This is a genomic window from Mesocryomonas fontinalis, from assembly GCF_055730125.2.
The window spans coordinates 358,167-382,294 of sequence record NZ_JBUZWG020000005.1 but is presented as its reverse complement, the minus strand read 5'-3'; the positions used below and the strand labels follow the sequence as shown (position 1 = coordinate 382,294).

Here is a 24,128-nt window from a genome sequence, read left to right as displayed (position 1 = left end):
TCAGCCTACTGGAAGACGGCGCTTTCATTGTCGAGGCTGTCGGAGCCCTCGATCTTGACGTCCTTGATGTCGAGCGCCGCGACGGCCCGCTCGATCGTCCGCGTCTGCGCGACGAGGCCGTCGATGCCGGCCTGGACACGCTCGTTGCCGGCTTCGTTGCCCTCGGCGATCTGCTGGTCGTAGGCCTCGCCGCCCTCGGCGGCCTTGGCGATCGCCTGCATGGCAGCGACGGTGGCGTCGAGCTTGCCCTTCAGCTCGGTGTCGACGTCCGATGCCTTGGCGGCGACGAGGTCGGAGACCGAGGGGCCCGTCATCGTCGTGCCGTCGAGCCGCGTGTAGCTGCCGAGATAGACATTGCGGATGCCGATGGCGTCGTAGAGGTGCGAGACGTGGGTGTTGTCGGAGAAGCAGTCGTGCTCCTCCTCCGGGTCGTGCAGCAGGAGGCCGAGCTTCATCCGTTCGCCGGCGAGCTCGCCATAGGAGAGCGAACCCATGCCGGTGAGGACCGCCGAGATGCCGGCTGCCGGATTGTCGAGGAGCGCCTTGCGGGCATCCCCGTCATCCTTCCAGTGGCCGACCATTTCCGCGAGGTCGGCGACGAGGAGATCGGTCGCGGCCTTCAGGAAGGCGCCGCGGCGATCGCAATGGCCGTTGGTGCAATCGGTCGTGGAGTAGTCGGTGGCCTTGCGGTCGCCGGCGCCTGGGCCCGTGCCGTTGAGGTCCTGCCCCCACAGCAGGAACTCGATCGCGTGGTAGCCGGTGGCGACGTTCGCCTCGACGCCACCGGCCTCCTGCAACTTGTCCTGCAGGAGTTCCGGGGTGATCGTGGTGAAGTCGACGGCCTCTCCGGCGATCTCGGCTTTCGGGTTGGCGATGATATCGGCGACGTAGAGCGGGTTGGAGTCGGACTCCTTGCCGTAGGCCGGTGCGACGTAGTCGATCAGGCCTTCGTCAAGCGGCCAGGCGTTCACGCGGCCCTCCCAGTCGTCGACGATCGGGTTGCCGAAGCGGAACGCTTCCGTCTGCTGGTAGGAAGGGCGCGCGGCGCGCCAGGCGTCCCGGGCTGCGGCGAGGGTCGCCTCGGTCGGCGCCGCAATCAGCGCATCGACGGCTTTGTCGAGGGTCTCGGCCGAGGTCAGCGCATCGCCATAACCCGCCAGCGCGATGTCGGCGTAGTGCGCGAGGACGGCCGGCATATCGGTCGTCTTGGTCTCGGCGGCGGCGCCACCGGACCCGAGAGCGATGGCGGCGAGGCAGACACAGGCCAGCCGTCTGGCGTGGTTCGAACGGTGGCGCATTGCATCCTCCATCAGGGCGAGGCCCTGGCGTGCGTTTCCGAGATCGGCATTCACGGCCGCAGGTCCGACCGTTCAAGATCGAATTCGCTAGAATTGTTGATCGTTATTGTCAAGATTAGTCGTGAAAGCCGGCTGAGCTTCAGTTTAGAGCCGTTCTACTTTGAGCTTTGCTGCCGGGGTGCCGATCGCCGCCAAATGGTCATGGCGTAAGCCGCCGTTGCCATCGTCACTCCACGCGATCGATGCCCGCGGTCTGCCAAGCTTTCACGGGTGCCGGCCACCGACGTCCAGAGAAGACGATGGTCTCGGGACAACGTCAGTGCAGATGAGCAAGCGCCGGATAGCTCTTTTTCGTGTCTCGTTAGGCGCGATAGCGTGCCTCAAGGACCGATGTTCGGCTTTCAACCGATTTTAATATGGCGACCACGGTCGCCACACCTTTACGCCACGGTGTGCGCCACCCAGAAGAGGGTGCATTACCGTCTTCGCCGCTGGCGAGGTCTTTGCGTCCACCGAAAGAGGCACCATGCTGAGAACCGATACCGTCCGCAAGATCCTGTCCTGGTACGAGGGCGAGACCCCCGGCCTGAAGAGCAACCTGTCGCGTCTCCTGATGCACGGCCGGCTGGCGGGCACCGGACGGGTCGTCATCCTGCCGGTCGACCAGGGCTTCGAGCATGGTCCGGCCCGCAGCTTCGCGCCGAACCCGGCCGCTTACGACCCGCACTACCTCTACGAACTGGCGATCGAGTCCGGCGTGTCCGGCTATGCCGCGCCGCTCGGCCTGCTCGAGCAAGGCGCCGACACCTTCGCCGGCGAAGTGCCGACGATCCTGAAGCTCAACAGCGGCAACTCGCTCGCCTCCGGCTCCAACGACCAGGCCCTGACCGGTACGGTCGAGGACGCGCTGCGGCTCGGCTGCGTCGGCGTCGGCTTCACCATCTATCCCGGCTCCGACAGCGCCTACGACATGCTGGAGGAACTGCGCGAGATCAGCCTGAAAGCCAAGTCGCGCGGCCTGATGACCGTGGTCTGGTCCTATCCGCGGGGCGGGCAGGTGTCGAAGGACGGCGAGACAGGCCTCGACATCATTGCCTATGCCGCGCACATGGCAGCGCTGATGGGCGCGACGATCATCAAGGTGAAGCTGCCGACGGACTTCATCGACCTTGCCGCGGCGAAGTCGACCTACGACAAGTCGCCGATCGCCAAGACCGCAGCCGACCGGGTCCGGCATATCATGCAGGCCTCGTTCGCCGGCAAGCGGCTGGTGGTGTTCTCCGGCGGTGCTGCCAAGACGACGGAGGAACTGATGGCGGAAGTGCAGGGAATCCGTGACGGTGGCGGCAACGGCTCGATCATCGGCCGCAACTCCTTCCAGCGCCCGAAAGACGAGGCGCTGAAGCTGCTCGACCAGGTGATGAGCGTCTACGCCTGATCCAGTCTGACCAAACGACAAAGCCCGTCGACAACGTCGGCGGGCTTTGTCGTTGACAGTTGGATTTCGGAAAAGAGTTGCCGCCGATGTGAGAAGAAACGTCGGCGACATCAGCCTAGACTGACCCGATGAAGACATCCCGCATCCCTGCTCGACACTGGCTAGCCCTGGCTCTGACGGCGACCGTCCTTTGCCAGGCGAACGGGCCGGCAACGGCGGCCGAGCTTTTGATGTTCGAGCAGGCGGCCTGTCCGTTCTGCGCGGCCTTCAACCGCGAGATCGCACCGGATTACCCGCAGAGCAAGGCCGGAGGTCGGGCGCCGCTCCGCCATGTCGACATTCATGAGAGCCGGACGGGTGGCGTCGAGGGCCTGGACCCCGCCATCTTCACGCCGACCTTCGTGCTGGTCGACAATGGAAAAGAGGTCGGCCGGATGATGGGCTATCCGGGCCGACGTTACTTCTATCCTGAAATTCAGGGCCTGCTGGACAAATTGCCGCAGGCCTCGAATTAGGGCGCCCCCGAGGGTGTTTTGGCGCCGTCAAGGTCAGTTTGCCGGCGTGGCGGCGGCCCCTGTCTTGTCGAAGGTCTTGAGGTAAGCGATCACCGCGGTGATCTCTTCCGGCTTCTTCAGGCCTGGAAACGCCATCTTGGTGCCCGGCACCAGCTTCTTCGGATCCGTCAGCCATTCCGTCAGCAGCGCATCGTCCCAAGCGGGATGAGCCTCCGCGAATTTCTTGAAAGCCGGGGAGAAGCTGTAGCCCTCTGCCGAGCCTACAGGCTCGGTCGTCACGCCGTTCAGCGACGGACCAACCTTGTTGGTCGCGCCGGGACCCACCGCATGGCAGGCTCGGCATTTGTTGAAGACCTTCTTCCCGGCCTCGACATCGGCCGATTGCGCCATCACGGGCGCGGAAAGACCGACGACTAAAAGAGCGCCGGCCATGATTGTCGTGAAACGCATGCTTCCTCCCGAATGTTTGCTGGTGCCACCCGAAACCAACATATGAGAGCCATTCCAAACTTGGCAATCCGGGGACTCCACGGACAACGCAAGCCGTCGTCTCCAGAAGGCTTCATCGAATCACGAGCGCCGGCGGCTCGTTCGCGGAAAGCACATATCGCTGGCTGCAGCGCTCGTCGCGGTCATGACAAGTCTGTGAGATCTACGCTATCCCTCGACAAAGCCAGTCCTCTAGTCTGTCAGAAATACCAATATTATTCAAAAGCTTAGAGTATTATTTGGGGTTTTCTGAAAGTTTCCCCGAGAAGTCGCAGCGTGGCGGGCAAGTCACACGTGGCGGGCGAGCGCCCGGAGGGGGATTGAATAAGGCCGGTGCGGGCGGTTCTGTGGCGACAGGATGTTCGAGATTAGTCAACGCCGTTTTGCGGTCCTGGCTGATGACCGGGCCGCCCCATCAAGTTGCCGCGCCGCGGCCCTAGGAGAATAAACATGAAGCGCTTTGCCCTTTTGCTGGCCGCCGGAACCGCTTTCGTTTCGCCCGCTCTCGCAGCCGACGTGATTTACGAAGAGCCGCCGGCGCCGGTTGCCATGGCGCCTGTCCCGACCTGGACCGGCTTCTACATCGGTGTGCAGGGTGGCGGTGCCTTCAACCCGAACAACCCGGACAACATCAACGTCGACACCTCGTTCGGCGGCCCGGTCGTCGTCGGCGGCGTTGACCAGTTCACCTCGAACTACTCCTCGTCCTCCGATTCGAGCTTCCTCGGCGGCGGCCACGCCGGCTACGACTACCAGATGGACCAGTTCGTCCTCGGCGCCGTGATCGACATCAACGCGGTCGACTTCTCCCGCAAGGCGGGCGTCGTTTCCCGTACCGCCGACGCCTTCTACAACGAAGAGCGCAGCATCGATTACCTTGCCACCGCCCGCCTGCGCGCCGGTTACCTGGTCACGCCGATGGCGCTGGCCTACGCCACGGGCGGTCTCGCCTATGCCGACATGGACTACAAGTTCGAGACCAATTCCGGCTCGGCCGCGGGCGTTCGCACCCGCAGCGACGAGGACGATTTCGGCTACAGCGTCGGCGGCGGCATGGAGGTGAAGATCACCGACAACGTCTCGTTCGGCGCGGAGTATCTCTACACCAACCTCGGCGAGGGCGACTCCTCGGCGACCTTCACCACCGGCCCGTTCGCTGGCGCCGCCGGCACCGGCACGACCCGGTTCGACACCAAGGAAGACTTCGACTTCCACACCGTGACGGCCAAGGTCTCCTACCGCTTCAACTAAGTTCCCCGCCGAGACGGCGCATTTCCTCAACACTTCGTTACCCGCCGGGCGCTGCGCCCGGCGGGTTTTTTAATTCAAAATCAACGGTCCCGGCTTAGGAAAGGTTTACCAACGTTGCCCTAGCGAAAACGAAGTGTGACACTTCAGCAACGGCAGCGAGGTTATCAAAGGGACCTGCAGCAACGTTTCCCGCGGAACCACATTTGGCCACAAGACGGGTGCATCTCGCCCTGGTCAGAACTTCGGTTGGCCTTACGAGGGAAATGCCCACCGATCGAACGTCGCAACCTGCGGCACATACAGTTGGAGTATTATTCATGAAACGTTTCGCCCTGCTTCTCGCATCCGTCGCCTTCGTCACCCCGGCTCTCGCCGCCGACGTGATCTACGAAGAGCCACCGGCACCGGCGCCGATGGTCGAAGCCGCCCCGATGTACAACTGGTCCGGCTTCTACGTCGGTGGCCAGGCTGGCGTCGCATTCAACCGTGACTCGGGCGCGTTCTCCTCGCAGAACTCGGCCTTCAACGGCGGCAATGATGGCGGCGAGACCGGCTTCATCGGCGGCGGCCATGTTGGCTACGACTACCAGGTGGGCAACTTCGTCCTCGGCGCCGTTGCCGACCTGAACTACATCGACGCGAACGCCGACTCGTCGTTCTCGATCGCTAACAACCCGCTCCAGGGCGGCGACAGCAGCTTCGGCGTCGAGACCGACATCAACTACGTCGGTACCGTCCGCGCCAAGGCTGGTTATGCCATGGACCGCTTCATGGTCTACGCGACCGGTGGTCTCGCCTACGCCGACATCGACAGCAAGGTCCGTGGCGGCAATGCCTTCAACGGCGCGAACGACAGCTACGCCGTTTCGGCCCGCAGCAAGACCGACGACGTCGGTTACGCGGTTGGCGCCGGCTTCGACGTCCTGGCAACCCAGAACGTTTCGTTCGGCCTCGAGTACCTCTACACCGACCTCGGCAAGGCCAAGACCACGGTTGACTTCGACGCGATCAACGATCCGGCGAACAGCTTCTCGGCAACCTCGAAGTCGGACCTCGACTATCACTCGGTGATGGCCAAGGCTTCCTACCACTTCAACTAAGAAACGGCTTGCCGGGGGCCTGTCTCCCGGTTCAGTCTAAACTGCAAGAGCCCGTCGGATCATGTGATCCGGCGGGTTTTTTATTGCTATCGGTTCAGAGCGGCGGCAGGCCGAGATCGCTGCGACGGGGAAGATCGGCGCCGCGGCGGGCGCAGGTGACCGCAGCCGCGCGGATGGCGAAGCCGATGAGTGCCTGCAGCCCCGCCGGATCCATCGCTTCCAATGCCTGGCGGTTCAGGGCGCCGATCTCCTTCAGCATGGCAAGGGTCGCCGCCTGGAAGGTATCGCCGGCGCCGACGGTGTCGACCACGTGCACCTTGAGGCCCGGCACTTCGGCCGAGGCGCCCTTGGCCGACAACGCGATCGCGCCCTTTTCGCCGCGCGTGATTACCGCGAGGCTCGCGCCGGCCGATACCCAGTCCGCCATGACGTTCTCCAGCGACTGGCCGGGATAGAGCTGCGACAGGTCCTCATCGCTCGCCTTGATCAGCGCCGCCGAGGGCCCGAGCTCGGCAACCTTGGAACGCCATTGGTCGAGGTCGGGCACCACGGAAGCACGGATGTTCGGATCATAGGAGATGAAGCGGCGGTCCCTCTCCTGCGCGACGAGCCTCGACAGCGCCGTGGCGGTCGGCTCGCTGACGGTGGAGTAGGATCCGGCGATATGGATCGCCTCGAGCTCGCCCGGAAAGTCCGCGGGCACCTCGGCCGGCTCAATGGAGCGATCGGCGGTTCCCTCGGTGTAGAAGGAGTAGGTCGCCGATCCCGCCGGCGAGAGGGCGACGATGGCGAGCGTGGTGTTGCGCTCGGTCGGGATCAGGAAGCGCTGGTCGATCGCCTCGCGCTCCATGAAGGCGCGCAGCCGACGCCCGAAGAGATCCCCGGAGATCTTCGTGAAATGCGCTGCCGGGTGGCCGAGGCGCGACAGCCCGAGCGCGACGTTGAGGGCCGAGCCGCCGACCACGGCATTGAGACCGATGCGGGCCACGTCGGCATCGGGATCGGCAAAAACATCGAACAGGGCATCGCCACAGCTCAGGAACATGGTGCTCTCCTCCGCGGGCGCCCGGGGGTCGCCCTGATGTCACCGCGCTAGCAGGAAATCCCGGCGGCGAAAACCGCCGACGGCCCGGTTCACGCCGTATCGGGCAGAAAGGCGAAAGTACCGAAGGCCGGGATCTTGATGCCGAGCCGGCCGGGGTCGATGCCCGCGACAAGACCGAGGAAGTTCAGCTCGAGACCCGCCGAGCGTCCGATGGTCACGCCGGCATAACCGAGGAGCGACAGGCGGAGGTCGCCGCGATCGGCATCGTAATAGGCGAACTGCCCTTCGCTGGGGTAATCGCGGCCGACCGCCAGGGGCGACAGGGTGGCGGTTAGGCCCGGCACGTGGCGCAGCACATGGGCAATGAAGGTGTTGGAGTTCGGGCCGGGGAAGATGTGATAGCCGCCGGCCTTGGCGAACGGGTAGGCGGCAATGGCGGCGCGGATTCCGGGAATCAGCGCCTCGGCAGCCGGACCGTTGCGCGCAAGGATGACGCGCGGCGCGTTGGAGTACCAGCGGCCATCGGCGGGGTAGGCGTTGCGGCGGATCGGCGAGCCCCAGCCGACCTTGTCCCAACGCTCGTAGGATGCCTTGCCGGGGTTCTTGACGACGATCCAGGAATGCTCGGACACCGCACCCTTCAACCCGCCGGTGCGGGCGGAGAGCACGTAGACCGCGGCATCCTCGGACGCGTCCGCGACCGGCAAGACGCCGGCGCTCGTCCAGTCGGCGTCGCGCCAGGACGCCGGATGGCTGCCGCCCCACCACAGCAAGGCGGCCAAGGCGACCGGGGCGATGTAGACGAGGAGGACGAAAAGAAGGAGGAATTTCAAGGGGCGCATCCGTGCTCCGGGAACTGTGGCTCTCCCGAAACATGGCAACGCCGGTGTGGCGCTGCTAGAGCTCGGCAGAGACCCACAACGGCGAAAGTTGGCAGCATGAGCAATCCCATCCTGGTAGAAGTGACGCGCGGGTCCCTGGTCGAGAGCCGGCACCGCGGCGCGGTCGCCGTGTCCGACGCGATGGGACGGATGGTGCACCAGACCGGCGACGTCTCGTTGCCCGTTTTCCCGCGCTCGGCGATCAAGGTGCTGCAGGCGATCCCGCTGATCGAAACGGGGGCGGCGGATGCGTTCGGCTTCGGTGACCGGGAACTATCGCTCTCCTGCGCGTCGCACGCGGGCGAGGCCGGCCATGTCGCGCTGGCCACCGACATGCTCGGGCGCGCCGGCCTCGATCAGACGGCACTGGAATGTGGCTGCCACTGGCCTTTCGCGCTCGACAGGGCCTTGGCCATGGCGCGCGACGGCGAGACGCCGACGCCGCTGCACAACAACTGCTCCGGCAAGCATTCCGGCTTCCTCTGCACCGCCGTGCATCTCGGCGAGGCGACAGCGGGCTATGTCCGTTCGGCGCACCCGGTGCAGCAGCGTGCGCGTGCTGCGATCGAGGATCTCACCGGCGTCACCTTGGGAGAGGACGTCGAAGGCACCGACGGTTGCTCGATCCCGACCTACGCCGCGCCTGTTGCCGCCTTTGCGACAGCCTTTGCCAAGCTCGTCTCCGGCCAGAATGTGGCGGCCGAGCGCGCGCAAGCCGGCCAGCGCCTGATCGCCGCCTGCATCGCCGAGCCTTGGTACATGGCGGGCACCGGACGCGCCTGCGTCTCGCTGATCGAGGCAGGCAAGGGGCGTGTGTTCGTCAAGACCGGCGCCGAGGGCGTGTTCTGCGGCGCGGTGCCGGAACTTGGTCTCGGCTTTGCCTTGAAGATCGACGACGGCGCGACCCGTGCCTCGGAAGCCGCGGCCGCCGCGACGCTTGCGCAGATGTTCCGCGGCCATGATCCGGTGATGGCAGACACCTACGCCGACCTCTCCCGCACGACCTTGCGCAACTGGGAAAAGACGGTCGTCGGAGAGGTGAGGGCGGTGCTCGCCTAAGCGGTCACGCCTTCCTTCAAGGCGTGGAGGCCAGGCGGCAGGAGGACATCATGCCGCCAGCGTCCGCCGTTCGTAGCCGTCGCCCAGGACGGGCGGCGGCAAGTGCACCATGATCTCCCGAACGCGCCGGGGTCCGGCGCTTAGGACCGCGGCGTGCCGAGCGGACGGTGCGTCCGGCGGGTCGCCGGTTTCGCCGGGGCTGGGCTGTCCGGTGCGGCAGCAGCCGGGGTAGTCGGCACCGGTGCGACAGGCACTGGTGCAGCAGCCGCCGGTTTGACGGGCGCCGGCGTGGCCGGAGCGGGCGTAGCCGGAGCAGCTGCCGGGGCTTGCGAAACGACCTGCTGCAGTTTCGGTGCGGCCGCGGGAACCTCCGATGCCGGAGCGACGACGGTCTCGGTCTTGACCGGCGCCGGCTTGGCAGCGGTCTCCTTGGGGCTCGCAGCCGCCCGTGTCGGGGCCCGGCGAGACGGCGCAGCAGCGGTGCCGGCGGCCTTTGGCGTCGCACTGCGGCCCGAAGCGCGCGTCCGCTTGACGGGTGCGGCAACCGCCTCCGACAGTTCTGCTGCCGTCGGCATCGGGGCGACGATGGGCGCCGGGGCAAGGCCTGCGGCGGGACGCGCCGGTGTCGGCGCGGCGGTAGCCGCTGCGGCCGGCTTCGTTCCCGCCTTGATGCGGATCAGCAGGCTGCCACCCTCGGGATGGCGAACCTCGAAGGCGTTGGTCTTGCGCACGAGATCGCTCAGCTTGCGCTCGCCATAGGTGCGTGGGTCGAAGTCGGTATAGAGCGCCTGCAGCTGCTTGCCGAAGGTGCCAAGGTTCACCCAGCCGTCCTCGCTCTCCATCTGGTCGATGACGCGCGTCAGCATAGGCAGAGCATCCGCCTTCTGGCGCAGCGGCGCGACGATCTCGGTTTCCGGCTCAACCGAATCGCGGTTCGGCGTGCCACGCTGCGGCAACAGGTTCTCGGTGTAGATGAAGCGGCGGCAGGCCTGGCGGAAGCTTTCCGGCGTCTTCTGCTCACCGAAACCATAGACGGCAACGCCTTGCTCGCGGATGCGCGAGGCGAGGCGGGTGAAGTCGCTGTCGGAGGAGACGAGGCAGAAGCCGTCGAAGCGACCGGAATGGAGAAGGTCCATCGCGTCGATGACAAGGGTGATGTCGGAAGCGTTCTTGCCGGTGGTGTAGGCGAACTGCTGGTGCGGGATGATGGCGTGGCGGGCGAGGATGTCGGTCCAGCCCTTCATGCGCTGGGTGGAGAAGTCGCCGTAGATGCGGCGGACGCTGGCTTCGCCGATCTTGGCGATTTCCTCGAACAGGCCGTCCGCAATGCGGGCGGAGGCGTTGTCGGCGTCGATCAGGACCGCAAGGCGTGCGGATCTGCTGTCGTTCATGTCGTTTGCTTTCACGTTTCAAGGCCGCTCGGGCCTTTCGGGGCCGCTGTGCGGCCAGATGCGTTGGGTGAGCTCTAGCATGTCCCGGGCAAAGCGGGGACGGGGTATTACGCCGCCGTATTGGCGGTCAGGGTGAGATGGGCCGGAGCGCTGCCGGGGTGATCGGCGAGATCGGCGGTGGCTTTCTCGGTCCAGCGATAGCCGATGATGGCGCCGGTGGCCGCGTTGGAAATGAGGTTCGAGGCGATCACGGCCCGGCCGGCGCCCTCGACGACGGTGACGCCGATCCCGACGCCGCAGTCGCGCAGCACATTGCCCGTTGCCGAGACGTCGCGCAGATATGGCCCCCAGCCGAGTTTCAGCCCGAACAGCGGAGCCCCCTCGACGACGTTGTCGGACACCACGGTGTCCGCCTCGACCGAGATGCCCATGCCGAAGCCGGGGGCGTCCGCCGGGTAGGGGCCGCGGGTGCGAAGGTTGCGGATGAGATTGCCGCTGCAGAGGGCAAGCCGGCCGCCCTCGTTGAAATTGGCGATGGAAATGCCGATCGCGGCACCGTCGATAAGGTTGCCGGAAATCACGGCGCCTTCGAACTTGAACTCGGCATAGACGGCGGTTTCGCCGGAATTGAGGCAGGAATTGCCGGAGACCAGAGCATTGGAGCCGCCATTGCAGCGAATGGCGGAGAAGGCGCTGTCCTCGATCTGGTTGCCGGAAATGCTGACGCCGTGGGCCTTGAAGACGTTGACGGCATTGCCGTTCTGTCCGGTGCCGCCGGCATCGGCGCGGGTTCGCCGGATGCGGTTGCCGCGGACGATCGAGCCATCCTGGCCGGGCGTGCTGCGGTGGATGAGGATGCCGCCATTGCCGCAGTCCTCGATGGTGTTGTCGATGACCGCGAGTCCCGTGGCATCGCGCGACAACAGGGCGGTGAGCCCCGTCCCGGCGATGTGCGAGGTTGCGATCCGTCCGCCGACGGAGGTCAGCGCCAGAGCATGGCCGCCGGCGCCGATCAGATCACAGTCTTCCAGCACGAGATCGAGGCAGCCGGCGATCTCGACGAGGTGGCGTCCGATGTCTTCTCCCCGTCGGACGAGCCCGTCGAGCGACAGGCCCGTAAGCGTGACGTGCGTGGCGCCGCTCGCCTGCAGGGAAAGACGGGGCCCGATAAGACGCGATGCGCCGCGGATGCCGCCGATGCGGGTGACCGCGGGCAGCTGCAGGGTGTCGCAGATATACTCGCCGGGCGGCAGGAACAGCACCTCGCCGCTGCGGGCCGTCTCGTCGAGCAGCTTCTGCAGGAGTTTCGTCTGGTTGGCGCCGGACGTCAGCCCGCGCGTCGACGCATCGAGAAGGCCAGCGTTCCCCGGTGGACGGGTGCGCGCGGTGGCGGGCACGGCCAGGGTTCCGGCAGTTGCCAGAAGGCCCGCGAGCAATCGGCGCCGGGGAAGCAAGGGTGTGGCCATGTCGGGAGGGTGGCATGCCGCGGCTTAAGGCGTCGTATGATGCGGGCGGCCTTCGGCCCGCCCGGCAAATTTCGTTCGAAAGGCTTAACGCGCCATGAAGGCGGCCAGCACGCCGGCGGCGATGGCCGGCGGGGCCCTGAAGCCGGCTCGGGCGTCGGCTTCGCCAGCCGCCATGGCGTCCGCAAGGCCGGGAAAGGCGAGCAGCGCTCGCCGCAGGCCATCGCTGAGCTCAGACCACAGCCATTGCACGTTCTGCGCCGCACGCCGCTCCGCGAAGGCACCGGACGCGACCTGGATCGCGCGGAACCGCCCGACGGCGGCCCAGAGTTCCGCAAGGCCCTCGCCGGTCTCGCCGGACAGCGTCAGCACCGGCGGCGTCCAGGCGGGGTCGCGCGGGCCGACGATGTCGAGCGCGGCGCGAATTTCGGCGGCTGCCCGTCGGGCGGCTTCCGTGCGATCGCCATCGGCCTTGTTGACCGCGATGATGTCGGCAATCTCGACGATGCCTTTCTTGATGCCCTGCAATTCGTCGCCGCCGCCCGGCAGCATCAGGAGGACGAAGAGGTCGACCATGTCGGCGACGACGATCTCGGACTGGCCGACGCCGACGGTTTCGACGATCACCACGTCGAAACCGGCAGCTTCGCAAAGGAGCAAAGTCTCCCGCGTCCGGGATGCGACGCCGCCGAGTGTGCCGGAGGTCGGAGAGGGGCGTACAAAGGCGCGGGGATCGACCGCCAGCCGCGCCATACGCGTCTTGTCGCCAAGGATCGATCCGCCGGAGCGCTGCGAGCTCGGATCGACGGCGAGGACGGCCACGCGGTGCCCTTCGGCGGTAAGCGTGGCGCCCAGACGGTCGATCAAGGTGGACTTGCCGGCGCCCGGTATGCCGGTCAAGCCGATCCGGATGGCGCCGCCGGTGTGGCGGACGAGGAGGTCGAGCAGGGCGTCCGCTGCAGTGCGGTGGTCGCTGCGGGTCGACTCGACGAGGGTGATGGCGCGCGAGAGCGGGGCACGTTCGCCGGCGAGGACGCCATCTGCTAGCTTCTGGACGTCGATCTGGGCCATGCCCCGCTCTAAGCGAGGACAGGCGAGCTGTCGAGGCGGATCGCTGCGTGCACTGCAGCAACGAATTCCGGGCTAACCGCTTGAGCCGACCCGCGTATTACGGCTTTTTAATTCGCCTCCCACTTTAAGACGGGTCTCACTTCGTCTATATCTGGGGACTAGGGCACCGATAATCATTGGCAGACGGAAATGTCCGCCGTCTCAGTTGGGAGCGACCACCATGGCCTGGAAGAAACCCGTACTCGTCGAAGTTTGCGTCGCGATGGAAATCAACGGCTACATGCCGATCGAATTCTAAATCTGTGACGACTGAGAAAAGCCGCGGACGGGATGAACCCCATCTGCGGCTTTTTGTTTTGGGTTCGGCTGCGGGGGGTGGGTTCCCGCAGTGGAACTGCCTTTGCGGGGTTTGCCGCCTCGCCTGGGAAAGAGACCCGCGCGTCTCATCCCGCACGCAGTCGTCGATCGCGGCGACGGTGGACGGAGAGCATTGGCTGCTCCTCAACGCCTCGCCCGACCTTCGCCAGCAGATCCAGGCCTCGCCGCCAATGTCGCCGATGGCGGGTGCATCGCTGGACGCCAAACGCGCGTCGCCCTTCTCCGCCGTGCTCGTCACCAATGGCGACGTCGACCATGTCGCCGGTCTCCTGACCCTCAGGGAGAAGCAGGCCTACACGCTCTACGGAACCGATGGCGTGCTCGGCATCATCGCCGACAATCCGATCTTCTCCGTGCTTGATCCCGCCTTCGTCGCGCGCCGTCCCGTGCGGGTCGGCGAGAGGTTCGAGCCGGTGCCGGGGTTGGCGGTCGAAATCTTTTCGGTGCCGGGCAAGGTACCGCTCTATCTCGAAACCACTGACGTCGACATCGGTGCCGAAGGCGAGATGACCGTCGGTGTTCGCCTCTCGGCCGGCGGCAAGGTGGCGTACTACATTCCCGGCTGCGCCTACGTGCCGGATCATCTCGTGGACAGGGTGGCCGATGCCGACCTTCTCCTGTTCGATGGTACGGTCTTCGTCGACGACGAGATGCAGCGCGCTGGCGTCGGGATCAAGACCGGGCGAAGGATGGGCCACATGCCGATCTCCGGCGAAGGGGGCAGCTTGCACGCCTTCGAGGACGCCGGTGTAAAGGACCGTGTCTATATCCATATCAACAACACCAACCCGGTGCTGATCGACGGCTCGCCCGAGCGGGCGGCGGCAGAGACGGCGGGCTGGCGGATTGCCTTCGACGGGATGGAGATTTCGCTGTGACGATGCTGAGCCCGGATGATTTCGTGTCGGCCCTGCGCGAAATCGGCGCGACGCGCTACCATCACCTGCATCCCTTCCAGCTGAAACTGCAGGCGGGCGAATTGAACAAGACGCAGGTGCAGGCCTGGGCGCTGAACCGCTATTATTATCAGTCGCAGATCCCGATAAAGGACAGCTACATCCTCGCCCGCCTCGGAACGACCGAGCTTCGGCGGGAATGGCGCGAGCGGATCATCGATCATGACGGCGACGCCGACAACCGCGGCGGCATCGAGAAGTGGATCGCCTTGACCGACGGCGTCGGGCTCGATCGCGGCTACGTGCTGGCGGGGGAGGGCATCTTGCCCGGCACCCGCTTTGCGGTGGACGCTTACGTCACGTTCGTGCGCGAGCGCACGCTACTCGAGGCGATCGCCTCCTCGCTGACCGAACTCTTCTCGCCCGGAGTCATCGGCGTGCGGGTGCGCGGCATGCTCGAGCACTACGACTTCATCTCGCCGGAGACGCTCGCCTATTTCGACAAGCGTCCGGTGCAGGCGAAGCGCGACTCTGATTTCGCGCTCGACTACTGCATCAGCCATGCGCGCCGCCCGGACGAGCAGCGCGCGGTGCTGAACGCGCTGCGCTTCAAGTGCTCGGTTCTCTGGGCGCAGCTCGACGCGCTGGAGCATGCCTATGTCGATCCGAAGCTGCCGCCGCCGGATGTGTGGCAGCCGGGTGCCGATGGAAAGAAGTTCTGATGGCGGGAATAGCCGACAGCACCGTGCCGCGCTTTCCGCACGGCGTTAGGTTTCGCGAGGACAAGGCGCGCGGCGCGTTCATCCTCGTCGCGCCAGAGCGGATCTTCAATGCCGACGAGGTCTCGGTCGAAATCCTGAAGCGGATCGACGGCAAGGCCAGCCTTGGCGAGATCCTCGAAGCGCTCAGCCTGATCTTCGCCGCCGATCTGGCGGTCATCCGGCCGGACGTCGAAAGCTTTCTTCTGGATCTGCAGTCGAAGCAGATGGTGACGCTATGAACGAGCTTGTCGCACCGGCCACCGTCCAGACCGGGCGCGCCGTGCCGCCGCCGCCGATCGGGCTGCTGGCGGAACTGACGCACCGCTGCCCGCTCCGCTGCACCTACTGTTCCAACCCGATCGAACTCGACACGCGCTCGACCGAGCTCGACACCGAGACGTGGAAGCGGGTGTTCACCGAGGCCGCGGAACTCGGCGTCATCCACATCCACCTTTCCGGTGGCGAGCCGACAGCGCGCAAGGATATCGTCGAACTGACGCGGCATGCGGCCGAGGTCGGGCTCTACACCAACCTCATCACCTCCGGCATCGGGGTCAGCACGGCGACGCTCGACGCGCTCTACGATGCCGGGCTCGACCATATCCAGTTGTCGCTGCAAGGCGCGGATGCCGCGATCACCGAGGCGGTCGGCGGCTACAAGGGCGGTTTCGAGCGCAAGGAGGCCTTCGCCGCCGAGGTGGTGAAGCGCGGCTTCCCGCTGACGCTGAATGCGGTGATCCACCGGACCAACATCCACCAGGTGCCGGCGATGATCGACAAGGCCGTCGCCTTCGGCGCCAAGCGGCTGGAGATCGCGCACACCCAGTATTACGGCTGGGCGCTAAAGAACCGCGCCCAGCTGATGCCGGCGCGTGCCGATGTCGACCGCACCATCGTCGAGGTCGAGGAAGCGCGGGCGCGGCTGGCGGGCGTCCTGGTCATCGACGCCGTGTTCCCCGACTATTACGCCCGCTATCCCAAGACCTGCAATGGCGGCTGGGGTCAGCGCACGCTGAGCGTGACGCCGGCGGGACTTGCCTTGCCGTGTCACGCCGCACAGACGATCCCGCACCTCGACTTCTGGTCGGTGCGCGATCACTCGATCGCCGACATCTGGTCAGCGTCGCCGGCCTTCGAGGCCTATCGCGGCACCGACTGGATGCCGGAGCCTTGCCGTTCGTGCGAGCGCAAGCACATCGACTTCGGCGGCTGCCGCTGCCAGGCGCTGGCGCTGACCGGCGATGCGCGGAACACCGACCCGGCCTGCATCAAGTCGGATTTCCACGTGGCGCTCGGCGACATCGCCGTCACTGAATCCGCCATTCCGAGCGCCAGCAGCGGCGTGGCGGTCTATCGCGCCTTCGGCATAAGGTAGCGCCGGTCTTCGATAGCTCTGGTCAAGCCGCGTTGAACGGCTTGCCTTCGGCGTTGTCGTTGAAGGATGCGCTCGCCTGATCGTTGCTGACGCCGCTGAAGAGGGCCATCCGTTCGCCGAGGGTCGACGAGAACACCGGGTACTTGGTGAAGACGCTGTCGCGGATATCCTCGTTGCGCTCGCCCAGCAGCATCAGCGGCTTGGTGAGGCCGGGATAGGCCCTCGGCTCGGTCAGCGGCTTGAGGCTGCAGAACCGCCGGTAGAACGCCGCATGCTCCAGACGCACCGTCGCCAGCATCCAGTCCGCCTCGTAGTGCTGGGCGGCCATGCAGGCGAGACGGGTGACCGCGAAGGGCAGGAGCTTGGCGCCCGGCCGCGCCACGGGGTTGGTGACGAAGCGGCTGGGATCGATGAAACTCTCGCCGGCATCCACCAGCGGACCCAGCACATCGCCATAGGTGTCCATGGCTGGGCCGAGCGGATGCTCGGGTGTCACGACATGGAGACGGATCGTGCCGGCCAGTTGACCATCGATGTTGACGCCAAAGACGGTAGTATTGGGGTCGCGGTCGTAATGGTCGTGGAACCGCCGGTCGTCGCGCGACACAATGGCGTTCTCCAGTCGATAGGCTTCATAACGCAACCGGTAGATGATGTCCTTGTCCCGGTCACTTTCCACGCGGAAGTAGCTGGTTCGCGCAAGAGTGGCGTTGAGCTCTTGTTCGAAGTGGGACTGCGATGCTTGGGTCTTGGGCTGCATTCCATAAATCCCCTGGCGCTTTGGGGAAAACGTACGCGAGCCATAATAATATTCGAAGCATTTAATTAAAATCTGCGGAAATTTTCGCCGACTTGGTTAATTCCCTGTTGCAGCGCAGCAATCTATGCCGTGCAGGCCGCGTGGAGCGGGGTGCCGCCGTGCGGTAGCGCTCCTGCCATGGCACCGCCATCGAGGGCGCCGAGAAGGTCGCCGATCGCCGGGGATGGCAGCGGCTGCCCGAAAATGAAGCCCTGCAGTTCCCCGACCAGTTCCTCGGCCATCACCATCCGCAACTGGGCGTCGTTCTCGATGCCCTCGACGACGATCTTGAGGTTGAGCGAATGGATCAGCCGGATCATGCCGCGCAGCAGCGCCTTGTCGTTGTCGTGCTGCATCGCCTGCACGACGAAAGAGCGGTCGATCTTGATCTTGTCGAGCGGCAGCCGCGAGATGTAGCCGAGATTGGAATAGCCCGTGCCGAAATCGTCGAGCGAGAAGCGAATGCCCGCGGCCCTCAGCTTCAACAGCTTGTCCAGCACGCAGCTGTCCTGGTCGAGGAAGAGGTTCTCGGTGATCTCGATTTCGACGCGCTCCGGCGGCAGTCCGGCATTGCGGGCGCTGGCGAGCACGGTCTCGACGATGTCCGGCCGGTCAAGCTGGCTCGGCGACAGGTTGATCGCCACGCCGACATCGCCGGGCCAGCTGACGGCGGCCTCGCAGGCCTTGCGCAGCGTGATGTCGGTGATCGCCTTCATCAATCCGCATTCCTCGGCGATCGGCAGGAAAACCCCTGGCGACAACCGGCCCCGCAGCGGGTGATCCCAGCGCAGCAGCGCCTCGCAGCAGGCCACCTTGTGGGTGGCGCAGTCGACGATCGGCTGGAAGACGAGGTGCAGCTGGTCCTCGTTGATCGCCTCGCGGAGGTCCGCCTCGATCCGCACCCGCTCCTTCTCGCGGTGCTCCATCGACTTGTCGAAGAACATGTGCTGGCCGCGGCCGGCCGCCTTGGCGGCGTAGAGCGCGGTATCGGCCCGCTGGATGACCTCGCTCAGCGCCCGGCCGTCGGACGGGAAGAGGGCCGTTCCCAGGCTGCAGGCGACGGTCAGCGATATCCCCTCGATCCGCATCGGATCGATCATCGCGGCGATCACGGCCGCCGCCATCTCGCTCGCCTCGGACCGGGTGCGCACGTTCATCTGCAGCAGCACGAACTCGTCGCCGGCAAAGCGCGACAGCGTGCTTCCAGCGCCCGCAACGCTGCCGATGCGCGCCGCTGCCTCGATCAGCACCCGGTCGCCAAAGGCGTGGCCATAGGAATCGTTCAGGCGCTTGAACCGGTCGAGATCGATGAAATGCAGCGCGAAGGGCGTCTCGGCCTTGGCGGCGGTCTCGATCAGGCGGGTCATCGCGGCCCGGTTCGGCAGCTCGGTCAAAGTATCGCTGTAGGCGAGCCGCCGATTTTCCTCGGCCGCCTGCATCGCCTGCGAGAAGGTCTCGCGCATCCGGTCTGAGATCCGCAGCAGCGTCCCGCAGAAGACCGCGAAGAAGAAGGCGAAGGCGGCGTGCCAGATCTCGCCGGGGATCATCAGCGCGATCACCATCGGGATTGCGCCCAGCAGCAATTGCCGGCGCACCAGGACGGGCGAGGCGAAGTTGCGGGCGATCAGGCCGACGAGGAAACAGATGGCGGTGGCGAAGGAGAAGAGCTGCGAGGACGTGTTCTGCGGTGCTGCGAAGATCGCCAGCGGCCAGAGCCCCACGAGGAAGACGTGAATGAGGCCCGAGACTGAATACAATCTGGACCAGACGGAATTGGAGATGCGCGACAGAACCTCGAAACGGCCGTAGACCGAAACGGCCACGACCCGGAGGAAGGTGACGACACCGAGCGCGTAGCAGACCGTCCAGGCCAGCACAGTGTCGGTCTGGAAACAGGTGACGACGCAGGCCATCAGCGTGCAGATGCAGCCCACGCTGAAGCTCACTGCATCCGTATACAGCAGGCCGGGAACACGCTCTGCGTATCCGCGATCGTTTCGGTCGTCAGAAACCTGTAGTTTTGCGGTTTGCATGGCCACTTTTCGTGAGCTCGAAGGCGCGAACATTGCTCTGCAAGACCTAAGATTCCATCTATGATTTATCAGCAAGAGTAGGCGATTGAACGCCTGCGAACGCAATACCAAGCTGCCAATTGGCTAGAGCCAGTTCTTGTGCCGAAAAAAGATCAGGGGCAGGACAGCGGAGATCAGCATCAGGCCGATCGCCATGGGATAGCCGAACTGCCAGTCGAGCTCCGGCATGATCTTGAAGTTCATGCCATAAATGGAAGCGACCAGCGTCGGGGGCATGAAGCCGACGGCTGCGACCGAGAAGATCTTGATGATGGCGTTCTGCTCGATCGAGATCATGCCGACCGTGGTGTCGAGCAGAAACGTCGTCTTGTTCGAGAGGAAGGCGACGAAATCGTTCAGCGAGGTGATGTCGCGCGACATTGCCTTCACCCGCGCCTTGGCCTCTTTCGGTCCCTTGCGGCGGTCCAGCACGAACTGCAGGTAGGGCATCATCCGGTCGAGCGTGGCAAGGCTCTCGCGCGTGCGGGAGATGAGGTCGCCCGCACTGCCGATGCGCTGCAGCAGCGACTTGAAGTCGGCATTGGCGGTCGGCGTCTTGCGGGTCGAGGCGCTGAAGATGTCGCTGGCGATGCGGTCGAGATCGGCGGCGATCGCCTCCATCATGTCGGCGACGCGGTCGATGACGGTCTCGACGAGGCCGATCATGATTCCATCGGCCGACGGCACCTTGGGGCTCTTGGCGCTGCCGATCGGAACCGGCTCGCCTTCCAGCGTCAGCGCCTGGCGAACGGTGGCGTCCGACGGATCGCGGCAGAGCTTGCCGGCATAGATGACGAAGGACTTCGGCTCGGTGTAGCGCAGCGTGACCAGGCGCTTTCCGGTGAGGATGAAGGTCACCGGCGCAAAGCCCGGCGATCCGCTGTCGAGGCCGAAAACCACGGACGCCGTCATGAAGTCGGCATTGTCCTCGGAATAGAGGCGGCTGGAAACCTCGATCTCGCGCATTTCCTCGCGCGTCGGAACCTCGATCGCGCACATCGTCTCGACCATGCGCTCCTCGGCCTTGGTCGGGCTGATCAGGTCGATCCAGATCGCATCGGGGGGAATGCTCTCACCCGGATTCACGCGCTCGGCATGCATCTGCGCCATCGCGTCGGCGCGGTAGACTTCGATCATGGTGGATTTCCCTCGCCTGGGAGACGGTCAGGTGGCTTGCGGCTGAATGCACCCGTTTGACCCGGGCGCGCAAGTCCCTGCCCGAAAGGGCGAGGCGGCAGCAGGGCTTATCCCGCCGCTGCCGTGTGGCCGAGCCGGGCGGAGAGGGTGCGTAGCAGATCCTCCGCCGCTTCGGCGATGACCGTGCCGGGGGGGAAGATGGCCGCGGCGCCTGCCGCCGTGAGCGCCTCGAAATCCTGCGGCGGAATGACCCCGCCGACGACGATCATGATGTCGCCGCGGCCGTCTTTCTCGAGCGCTGCCTTGAGCGCCGGCACGAGGGTGAGATGGCCTGCGGCGAGCGAGGAGGCGCCGACGATGTGGACATCGTTCTCGACCGCCTGTCGTGCCGCTTCCTCCGGCGTCTGGAACAGCGGGCCGATGTCGACGTCGAAGCCGAGATCGGCGAAGGCGGAAGCAATCACCTTCTGCCCACGGTCGTGGCCGTCCTGCCCCATCTTCACGACGAGGATGCGCGGCCGTCGTCCCTCTGCGACGGCGAAAGCCTTGGTCTTCGCCAGCACCGCGTCGATCTTGCCCCGCATGGTTCCGGCCTCCCGCATGTAGACGCCCGAAATCATCTGACCGCTCGCCACGTGCCGACCGAACACCTTTTCGAGTGCCAGCGCCATTTCGCCGACGGTGGCGCGCGCGCGGGCGGCATCGATCGAGAGGGCGAGGAGGTTGCCGCTGTTCCGGGCGGCGGCCTCGGTCAGGGCGTCGAGCGCGGTGGCGACCGCCGCCGGATCGCGCTCGGCCTTTAACTGCGCGAGCTTTTCCAGCTGCTGGCGGCGGACGTCGGCATTGTCGACCCGGCGCACGTCGATGTCGTCGGCAGTCTCACTCCGGTAGCGGTTGATGCCGACCACCACCTGCGCGCCGCTGTCGATGCGCGCCTGGGTCTTTGCAGCCGCCTCCTCGATGCGCGTCTTCGGCAGGCCGCGCTCGATCGCCTTGGCCATGCCGCCCAGCGCCTCGACCTCGGCGATGTGGGCGCGGGCCTTGGCCGCCAGCTGGTGCGTCAGGCTCTCGACATAGGCCGAGCCCCCCCAGGGATCGATGATGCGGTTGGCACCGGTCTCACGGGCCAGGACATGCTGGGTGTTGCGGGCGATGCGGGCGGAGAAGTCGGTCGGCAAGGCGAGTGCCTCGTCGAAGGAATTGGTGTGCAGCGACTGGGTGCCGCCTTGCGTCGCCGCCATCGCCTCGACGGCGGTGCGCACGACGTTGTTCATGACGTCCTGGGCGGTCAGCGACCAGCCGGAGGTCTGCGAATGCGTGCGCAGCGACAGCGAGCGCGGATCCTTCGGGGCGAAGTTCGCTTGCATCAGCTCGGCCCAGACGAGCCGTGCCGCCCGGAGCTTGGCGACTTCCATGAAGAAGTTCATGCCGATCGCCCAGAAGAAGGAGAGGCGCGGCGCGAACCGGTCGATGTCCATCCCGGCGGCGACGCCGGCGCGGGCGTATTCGATGCCGTCGGCGAGGGTGTAGGCGAGCTCGAGATCCGCCGTCGCACCGGCCTCCTGCATGTGGTAGCCGGAAATCGAGATCGAGTTGTATTTCGGCATGTGCACTGCTGTGTGGGCAAAGATGTCGGCGACGATCCGCATCGAGGCGGCCGGCGGGTAGATGTAGGTGTTGCGGACCATGAACTCCTTGAGGATGTCGTTCTGGATGGTCCCGGACAGCGCCTTCTGCGGCACGCCCTGCTCCTCGGCCGCGACGATGTAGAGCGCCATCACTGGCAGCACGGCGCCGTTCATCGTCATCGACACGCTCATCTCCCCGAGCGGGATGCCGTCGAACAGCTCGCGCATGTCGAGGATGGAATCGATGGCGACGCCGGCCATGCCGACATCGCCGGCAACCCTCGGGTGATCCGAATCATAGCCGCGGTGGGTGGCGAGATCGAAGGCGACCGACAGGCCTTTCTGCCCGGCCGCGAGGTTGGCGCGGTAGAAGGCATTGGACGCCGACGCGGTGGAGAAGCCGGCATATTGCCGGATGGTCCAGGGCTTCTGCACGTACATCGTCGGGTAGGGCCCGCGCAGATAGGGCAAGGCGCCCGGCCATGTCTGACGGTTCGGCAGCGCCGACCGGTCGGCCTCGGCGTAGAAGGCCGCGAGTGGAATGGCTTCCGGCGTTTGTACCGTCTCCGTGGGTGGGCTCGGCGTCGGCATGACAGGCGACTGCCAGTCGATATCGGTGAAATCGGGGATGCGGCTCATGCGGCGGTCTCCAGCGTCTGGCTGAGACGGATCGGGGCGAGCGGCGGTACCGTCGGCTCTGCAGTGACGTCCCGCACCGCCGGCGTGCCTGGCTCTGCCAATGCGTCCGGCTCTGCCGGACGGGGCAAGGCCACGGCGATATCGCGCGGGGTGGCGAGCGGGTAGAGCGTCACGCCGACGATCGGCGCGCGCCGGTCGGCGATGGCTACCGCCCGCGCCGCCCGGCTCGTGGCGATCCGGCGCTGCAGATGGCCTTGGCGGAGGCTCGAAAACAGGCCGCCCTCGCTTTCGATCTGCCGGAATTCCTGCCAGGCGGCGGCGGCGAGGCTTTCGGTCAGCGCCTCGATGCCGCCCGAGCCGGCGGCGGGATCGCCGACATGGCCGAGCCCCGCCTCGTCGCGCAGGATCAGCTGGGTGTTGCGGGCCAGCCGGCGCGCCTTGGCCTCCGGCAGGCCGTTGGCCGCGGTGAACGGCAGCACCGATATCCGGTCGGCCCCGCCGGTGGCCGCGGCGAAGGCGGCGATGGTCGTGCGCAGGATGTTGCCGTGCGGATCGACCGCCGTCATCATCCGCATCGATGTCTCGACATGCAGCCGGGCAGGGGCCGGGTCGGCAATGCCCGAGAGAAGCTGGACCCGCTGCCAGAGGAGGCGCAGCGCCCGCAGCTTCGCCGTCACCAGCCACTGCTTCTGGTCCGCGGCGAGGGTGAAGCCGATCCGGCCCGGCAGCTGCGAAAGGTCGGCGCCGTGACCGTCGAGGCTCCGCAGGGCATAGACCGCGCCGGCCAGCACGGCGCCGAGTTCCTGCGCCTCGGTCGCGCCGGCCTCGTGGTAGATGCGCCCGTCCGCCTCGGCAAAGCGCCCGGCAAAGCCGCGCGCGAGATACCGCTCGAAGCCGGCGGTAAACGATCGCTGGAGGTCGCGGTCGTCCGGCGGGAAGCGTCCGGCAACCGCCATGGCGCCGAGCGGATCCTGGCAGAGGTCGAGATCGAGCGCATCAGTCTGAATGCCTTGCACCAGAGCGATCGCGGCCAGTTCTTCGGCGGCCGTTTGCGCATCGTCCCCACCCTCGAGCCGCAGATGGACGATGTCCAGCATCACCCCGGCGAGCACAGTTTCGACCGCCGCAGCGGACAGGCCGAAGCCGTGCGCCGAGGGCGCTCCCTCAAGGCTTAGCACCAGCGCGTCGGCACCACCGTCGAGGTCGGTCAGGGCCTGTTGGTTGGCGCGCACGGGATCGGGGTCGTCGAGCCGCTGCGCGATCGACCAAGGCGCCAGCGTCGCGCGGAGGATGGGACGCACGGGGGCTTCGGCATATACCGGTCCATAGGCGATGCCGTCCTCGCTGTACGAGACGAGAGTAGAAAACGGCGCTCCGGCCAGCGCCTTCTCGGCCAGCTGCCGCCAGTCGGCCTCGCTGCAGTCGTCAGCCATCATCGCGTA

Annotated in this window: 19 protein-coding genes and 2 pseudogenes; 9 read left to right on the top strand and 12 right to left on the bottom strand. The window is 66.0% G+C overall.

From position 1 onward, the window contains the following. Positions 1-5 precede the first annotated feature (5 nt). Positions 6-1,298 carry an imelysin family protein gene (locus ACZL02_RS14985; RefSeq protein ID WP_472938082.1) on the bottom strand — a complete coding sequence of 431 codons (1,293 nt, stop codon included), beginning with the start codon at positions 1,296-1,298 and terminating at the stop codon, positions 6-8. Between the two features lie 526 nt (positions 1,299-1,824). Between ACZL02_RS14985 and ACZL02_RS14980 the strand changes: the two genes are divergently transcribed. Together ACZL02_RS14980 and ACZL02_RS14975 are read left to right on the top strand one after the other, a co-directional pair. After that, positions 1,825-2,736: a class I fructose-bisphosphate aldolase gene (locus ACZL02_RS14980; protein ID WP_472936707.1), complete on the top strand. Its 912-nt coding sequence runs from the start codon at positions 1,825-1,827 to the stop codon at positions 2,734-2,736. Between the two features lie 128 nt (positions 2,737-2,864). Continuing rightward, positions 2,865-3,251 carry a thioredoxin fold domain-containing protein gene (locus ACZL02_RS14975; RefSeq protein WP_472936708.1) on the top strand — a complete coding sequence of 129 codons (387 nt, stop codon included), beginning with the start codon at positions 2,865-2,867 and terminating at the stop codon, positions 3,249-3,251. Positions 3,252-3,284: 33 nt separating this feature from the next. Here the strand turns inward: ACZL02_RS14975 and ACZL02_RS14970 are convergent, their stop codons facing one another. Then, a complete protein-coding gene (locus ACZL02_RS14970; RefSeq protein WP_472936709.1) occupies positions 3,285-3,701 on the bottom strand; it encodes a c-type cytochrome in 417 nt (138 codons plus the stop codon). Between the two features lie 489 nt (positions 3,702-4,190). On the opposite strand from ACZL02_RS14970, the gene ACZL02_RS14965 reads away from it, so the two are divergent. Together ACZL02_RS14965 and ACZL02_RS14960 are read left to right on the top strand one after the other, a co-directional pair. Next, positions 4,191-4,991, top strand: a complete 801-nt coding sequence (locus ACZL02_RS14965; RefSeq protein WP_472936710.1) for an outer membrane protein — start codon at positions 4,191-4,193, stop codon at positions 4,989-4,991. A gap of 317 nt (positions 4,992-5,308) precedes the next feature. Further along, complete coding sequence (locus tag ACZL02_RS14960; RefSeq protein ID WP_472936711.1) at positions 5,309-6,091, top strand: outer membrane protein; 783 nt, start codon at positions 5,309-5,311, stop codon at positions 6,089-6,091. A gap of 94 nt (positions 6,092-6,185) precedes the next feature. Here the strand turns inward: ACZL02_RS14960 and ACZL02_RS14955 are convergent, their stop codons facing one another. Together ACZL02_RS14955 and ACZL02_RS14950 are read right to left on the bottom strand one after the other, a co-directional pair. Next, a complete protein-coding gene (locus tag ACZL02_RS14955; protein ID WP_472936712.1) occupies positions 6,186-7,136 on the bottom strand; it encodes a carbohydrate kinase family protein in 951 nt (316 codons plus the stop codon). A gap of 89 nt (positions 7,137-7,225) precedes the next feature. Continuing rightward, a complete protein-coding gene (locus ACZL02_RS14950; protein WP_472936713.1) occupies positions 7,226-7,978 on the bottom strand; it encodes a DUF3750 domain-containing protein in 753 nt (250 codons plus the stop codon). A 96-nt stretch (positions 7,979-8,074) separates the two neighbouring features. On the opposite strand from ACZL02_RS14950, the gene ACZL02_RS14945 reads away from it, so the two are divergent. After that, positions 8,075-9,076 carry an asparaginase gene (locus tag ACZL02_RS14945; protein WP_472936714.1) on the top strand — a complete coding sequence of 334 codons (1,002 nt, stop codon included), beginning with the start codon at positions 8,075-8,077 and terminating at the stop codon, positions 9,074-9,076. A 665-nt stretch (positions 9,077-9,741) separates the two neighbouring features. Here the strand turns inward: ACZL02_RS14945 and ACZL02_RS14940 are convergent. The 3 genes and pseudogenes from ACZL02_RS14940 to meaB form a co-directional block, all read right to left on the bottom strand. Next, a pseudogene (locus ACZL02_RS14940) lies at positions 9,742-10,467 on the bottom strand (NYN domain-containing protein); the annotation flags it as partial. A 107-nt stretch (positions 10,468-10,574) separates the two neighbouring features. Continuing rightward, positions 10,575-11,933: a TIGR03808 family TAT-translocated repetitive protein gene (locus ACZL02_RS14935; RefSeq protein WP_472936715.1), complete on the bottom strand. Its 1,359-nt coding sequence runs from the start codon at positions 11,931-11,933 to the stop codon at positions 10,575-10,577. An 84-nt stretch (positions 11,934-12,017) separates the two neighbouring features. Next, entirely contained in the window at positions 12,018-13,001 is a 984-nt protein-coding gene (meaB, locus tag ACZL02_RS14930; protein ID WP_472936716.1) for a methylmalonyl Co-A mutase-associated GTPase MeaB, read from the bottom strand. A gap of 220 nt (positions 13,002-13,221) precedes the next feature. On the opposite strand from meaB, the gene pqqA reads away from it, so the two are divergent. The 4 genes and pseudogenes from pqqA (at position 13,222) to pqqE (ending at position 16,411) form a co-directional block, all read left to right on the top strand. Beyond that, positions 13,222-13,299: a pyrroloquinoline quinone precursor peptide PqqA gene (pqqA, locus tag ACZL02_RS14925; RefSeq protein WP_156381978.1), complete on the top strand. Its 78-nt coding sequence runs from the start codon at positions 13,222-13,224 to the stop codon at positions 13,297-13,299. 43 nt (positions 13,300-13,342) lie between these two features. After that, positions 13,343-14,257, top strand: a complete 915-nt coding sequence (gene pqqB, locus ACZL02_RS14920) for a pyrroloquinoline quinone biosynthesis protein PqqB (RefSeq protein WP_472938083.1) — start codon at positions 13,343-13,345, stop codon at positions 14,255-14,257. Between the two features lie 2 nt (positions 14,258-14,259). Beyond that, a pseudogene (gene pqqC / locus ACZL02_RS14915) lies at positions 14,260-15,275 on the top strand (pyrroloquinoline-quinone synthase PqqC). Beyond that, positions 15,272-16,411, top strand: a complete 1,140-nt coding sequence (gene pqqE / locus ACZL02_RS14910; protein WP_472936717.1) for a pyrroloquinoline quinone biosynthesis protein PqqE — start codon at positions 15,272-15,274, stop codon at positions 16,409-16,411. Before pqqC ends, pqqE begins: the two are co-directional and overlap by 4 nt. A 22-nt stretch (positions 16,412-16,433) precedes the next feature. Here pqqE and ACZL02_RS14905 read toward each other — a convergent pair whose 3' ends face one another. The 5 genes from ACZL02_RS14905 to ACZL02_RS14885 all read right to left on the bottom strand — a co-directional run bounded on the left by ACZL02_RS14905 (position 16,434) and on the right by ACZL02_RS14885 (position 24,119). After that, positions 16,434-17,171 carry an N-acyl amino acid synthase FeeM domain-containing protein gene (locus ACZL02_RS14905; protein ID WP_472936718.1) on the bottom strand — a complete coding sequence of 246 codons (738 nt, stop codon included), beginning with the start codon at positions 17,169-17,171 and terminating at the stop codon, positions 16,434-16,436. 122 nt (positions 17,172-17,293) lie between these two features. Beyond that, positions 17,294-18,649: an EAL domain-containing protein gene (locus ACZL02_RS14900; RefSeq protein WP_496258438.1), complete on the bottom strand. Its 1,356-nt coding sequence runs from the start codon at positions 18,647-18,649 to the stop codon at positions 17,294-17,296. Positions 18,650-19,366: 717 nt separating this feature from the next. Next, positions 19,367-20,419, bottom strand: coding sequence for a magnesium transporter CorA family protein (locus ACZL02_RS14895; protein ID WP_472936719.1), 1,053 nt, complete (start codon positions 20,417-20,419; stop codon positions 19,367-19,369). 107 nt (positions 20,420-20,526) lie between these two features. Next, positions 20,527-22,686, bottom strand: coding sequence for a methylmalonyl-CoA mutase (gene scpA, locus ACZL02_RS14890; protein WP_472936720.1), 2,160 nt, complete (start codon positions 22,684-22,686; stop codon positions 20,527-20,529). Then, positions 22,683-24,119, bottom strand: coding sequence for a methylmalonyl-CoA mutase family protein (locus ACZL02_RS14885; protein ID WP_472936721.1), 1,437 nt, complete (start codon positions 24,117-24,119; stop codon positions 22,683-22,685). Before ACZL02_RS14885 ends, scpA begins: the two co-directional genes overlap by 4 nt. Positions 24,120-24,128 lie beyond the last annotated feature (9 nt).

Bases quoted from the DNA above. Each gene is read 5' to 3' on its own strand.
- ACZL02_RS14985 (WP_472938082.1), bottom strand. From the start codon at position 1,298: ATGCGCCACCGTTCGAACCACGCCAGACGGCTGGCCTGTGTCTGCCTC.
- ACZL02_RS14980 (WP_472936707.1), top strand. From the start codon at position 1,825: ATGCTGAGAACCGATACCGTCCGCAAGATCCTGTCCTGGTACGAGGGC.
- ACZL02_RS14955 (WP_472936712.1), bottom strand. From the start codon at position 7,136: ATGTTCCTGAGCTGTGGCGATGCCCTGTTCGATGTTTTTGCCGATCCC.
- pqqE (WP_472936717.1), top strand. From the start codon at position 15,272: ATGAACGAGCTTGTCGCACCGGCCACCGTCCAGACCGGGCGCGCCGTG.
- ACZL02_RS14965 (WP_472936710.1), top strand. From the start codon at position 4,191: ATGAAGCGCTTTGCCCTTTTGCTGGCCGCCGGAACCGCTTTCGTTTCG.
- ACZL02_RS14960 (WP_472936711.1), top strand. From the start codon at position 5,309: ATGAAACGTTTCGCCCTGCTTCTCGCATCCGTCGCCTTCGTCACCCCG.
- ACZL02_RS14970 (WP_472936709.1), bottom strand. From the start codon at position 3,701: ATGCGTTTCACGACAATCATGGCCGGCGCTCTTTTAGTCGTCGGTCTT.
- ACZL02_RS14895 (WP_472936719.1), bottom strand. From the start codon at position 20,419: ATGATCGAAGTCTACCGCGCCGACGCGATGGCGCAGATGCATGCCGAG.
- ACZL02_RS14900 (WP_496258438.1), bottom strand. From the start codon at position 18,649: ATGCAGGCGGCCGAGGAAAATCGGCGGCTCGCCTACAGCGATACTTTG.
- ACZL02_RS14945 (WP_472936714.1), top strand. From the start codon at position 8,075: ATGAGCAATCCCATCCTGGTAGAAGTGACGCGCGGGTCCCTGGTCGAG.
- ACZL02_RS14885 (WP_472936721.1), bottom strand. From the start codon at position 24,119: ATGGCTGACGACTGCAGCGAGGCCGACTGGCGGCAGCTGGCCGAGAAG.
- scpA (WP_472936720.1), bottom strand. From the start codon at position 22,686: ATGAGCCGCATCCCCGATTTCACCGATATCGACTGGCAGTCGCCTGTC.
- ACZL02_RS14975 (WP_472936708.1), top strand. From the start codon at position 2,865: ATGAAGACATCCCGCATCCCTGCTCGACACTGGCTAGCCCTGGCTCTG.
- ACZL02_RS14905 (WP_472936718.1), bottom strand. From the start codon at position 17,171: ATGCAGCCCAAGACCCAAGCATCGCAGTCCCACTTCGAACAAGAGCTC.
- ACZL02_RS14935 (WP_472936715.1), bottom strand. From the start codon at position 11,933: ATGGCCACACCCTTGCTTCCCCGGCGCCGATTGCTCGCGGGCCTTCTG.
- meaB (WP_472936716.1), bottom strand. From the start codon at position 13,001: ATGGCCCAGATCGACGTCCAGAAGCTAGCAGATGGCGTCCTCGCCGGC.
- ACZL02_RS14950 (WP_472936713.1), bottom strand. From the start codon at position 7,978: ATGCGCCCCTTGAAATTCCTCCTTCTTTTCGTCCTCCTCGTCTACATC.
- pqqA (WP_156381978.1), top strand. From the start codon at position 13,222: ATGGCCTGGAAGAAACCCGTACTCGTCGAAGTTTGCGTCGCGATGGAA.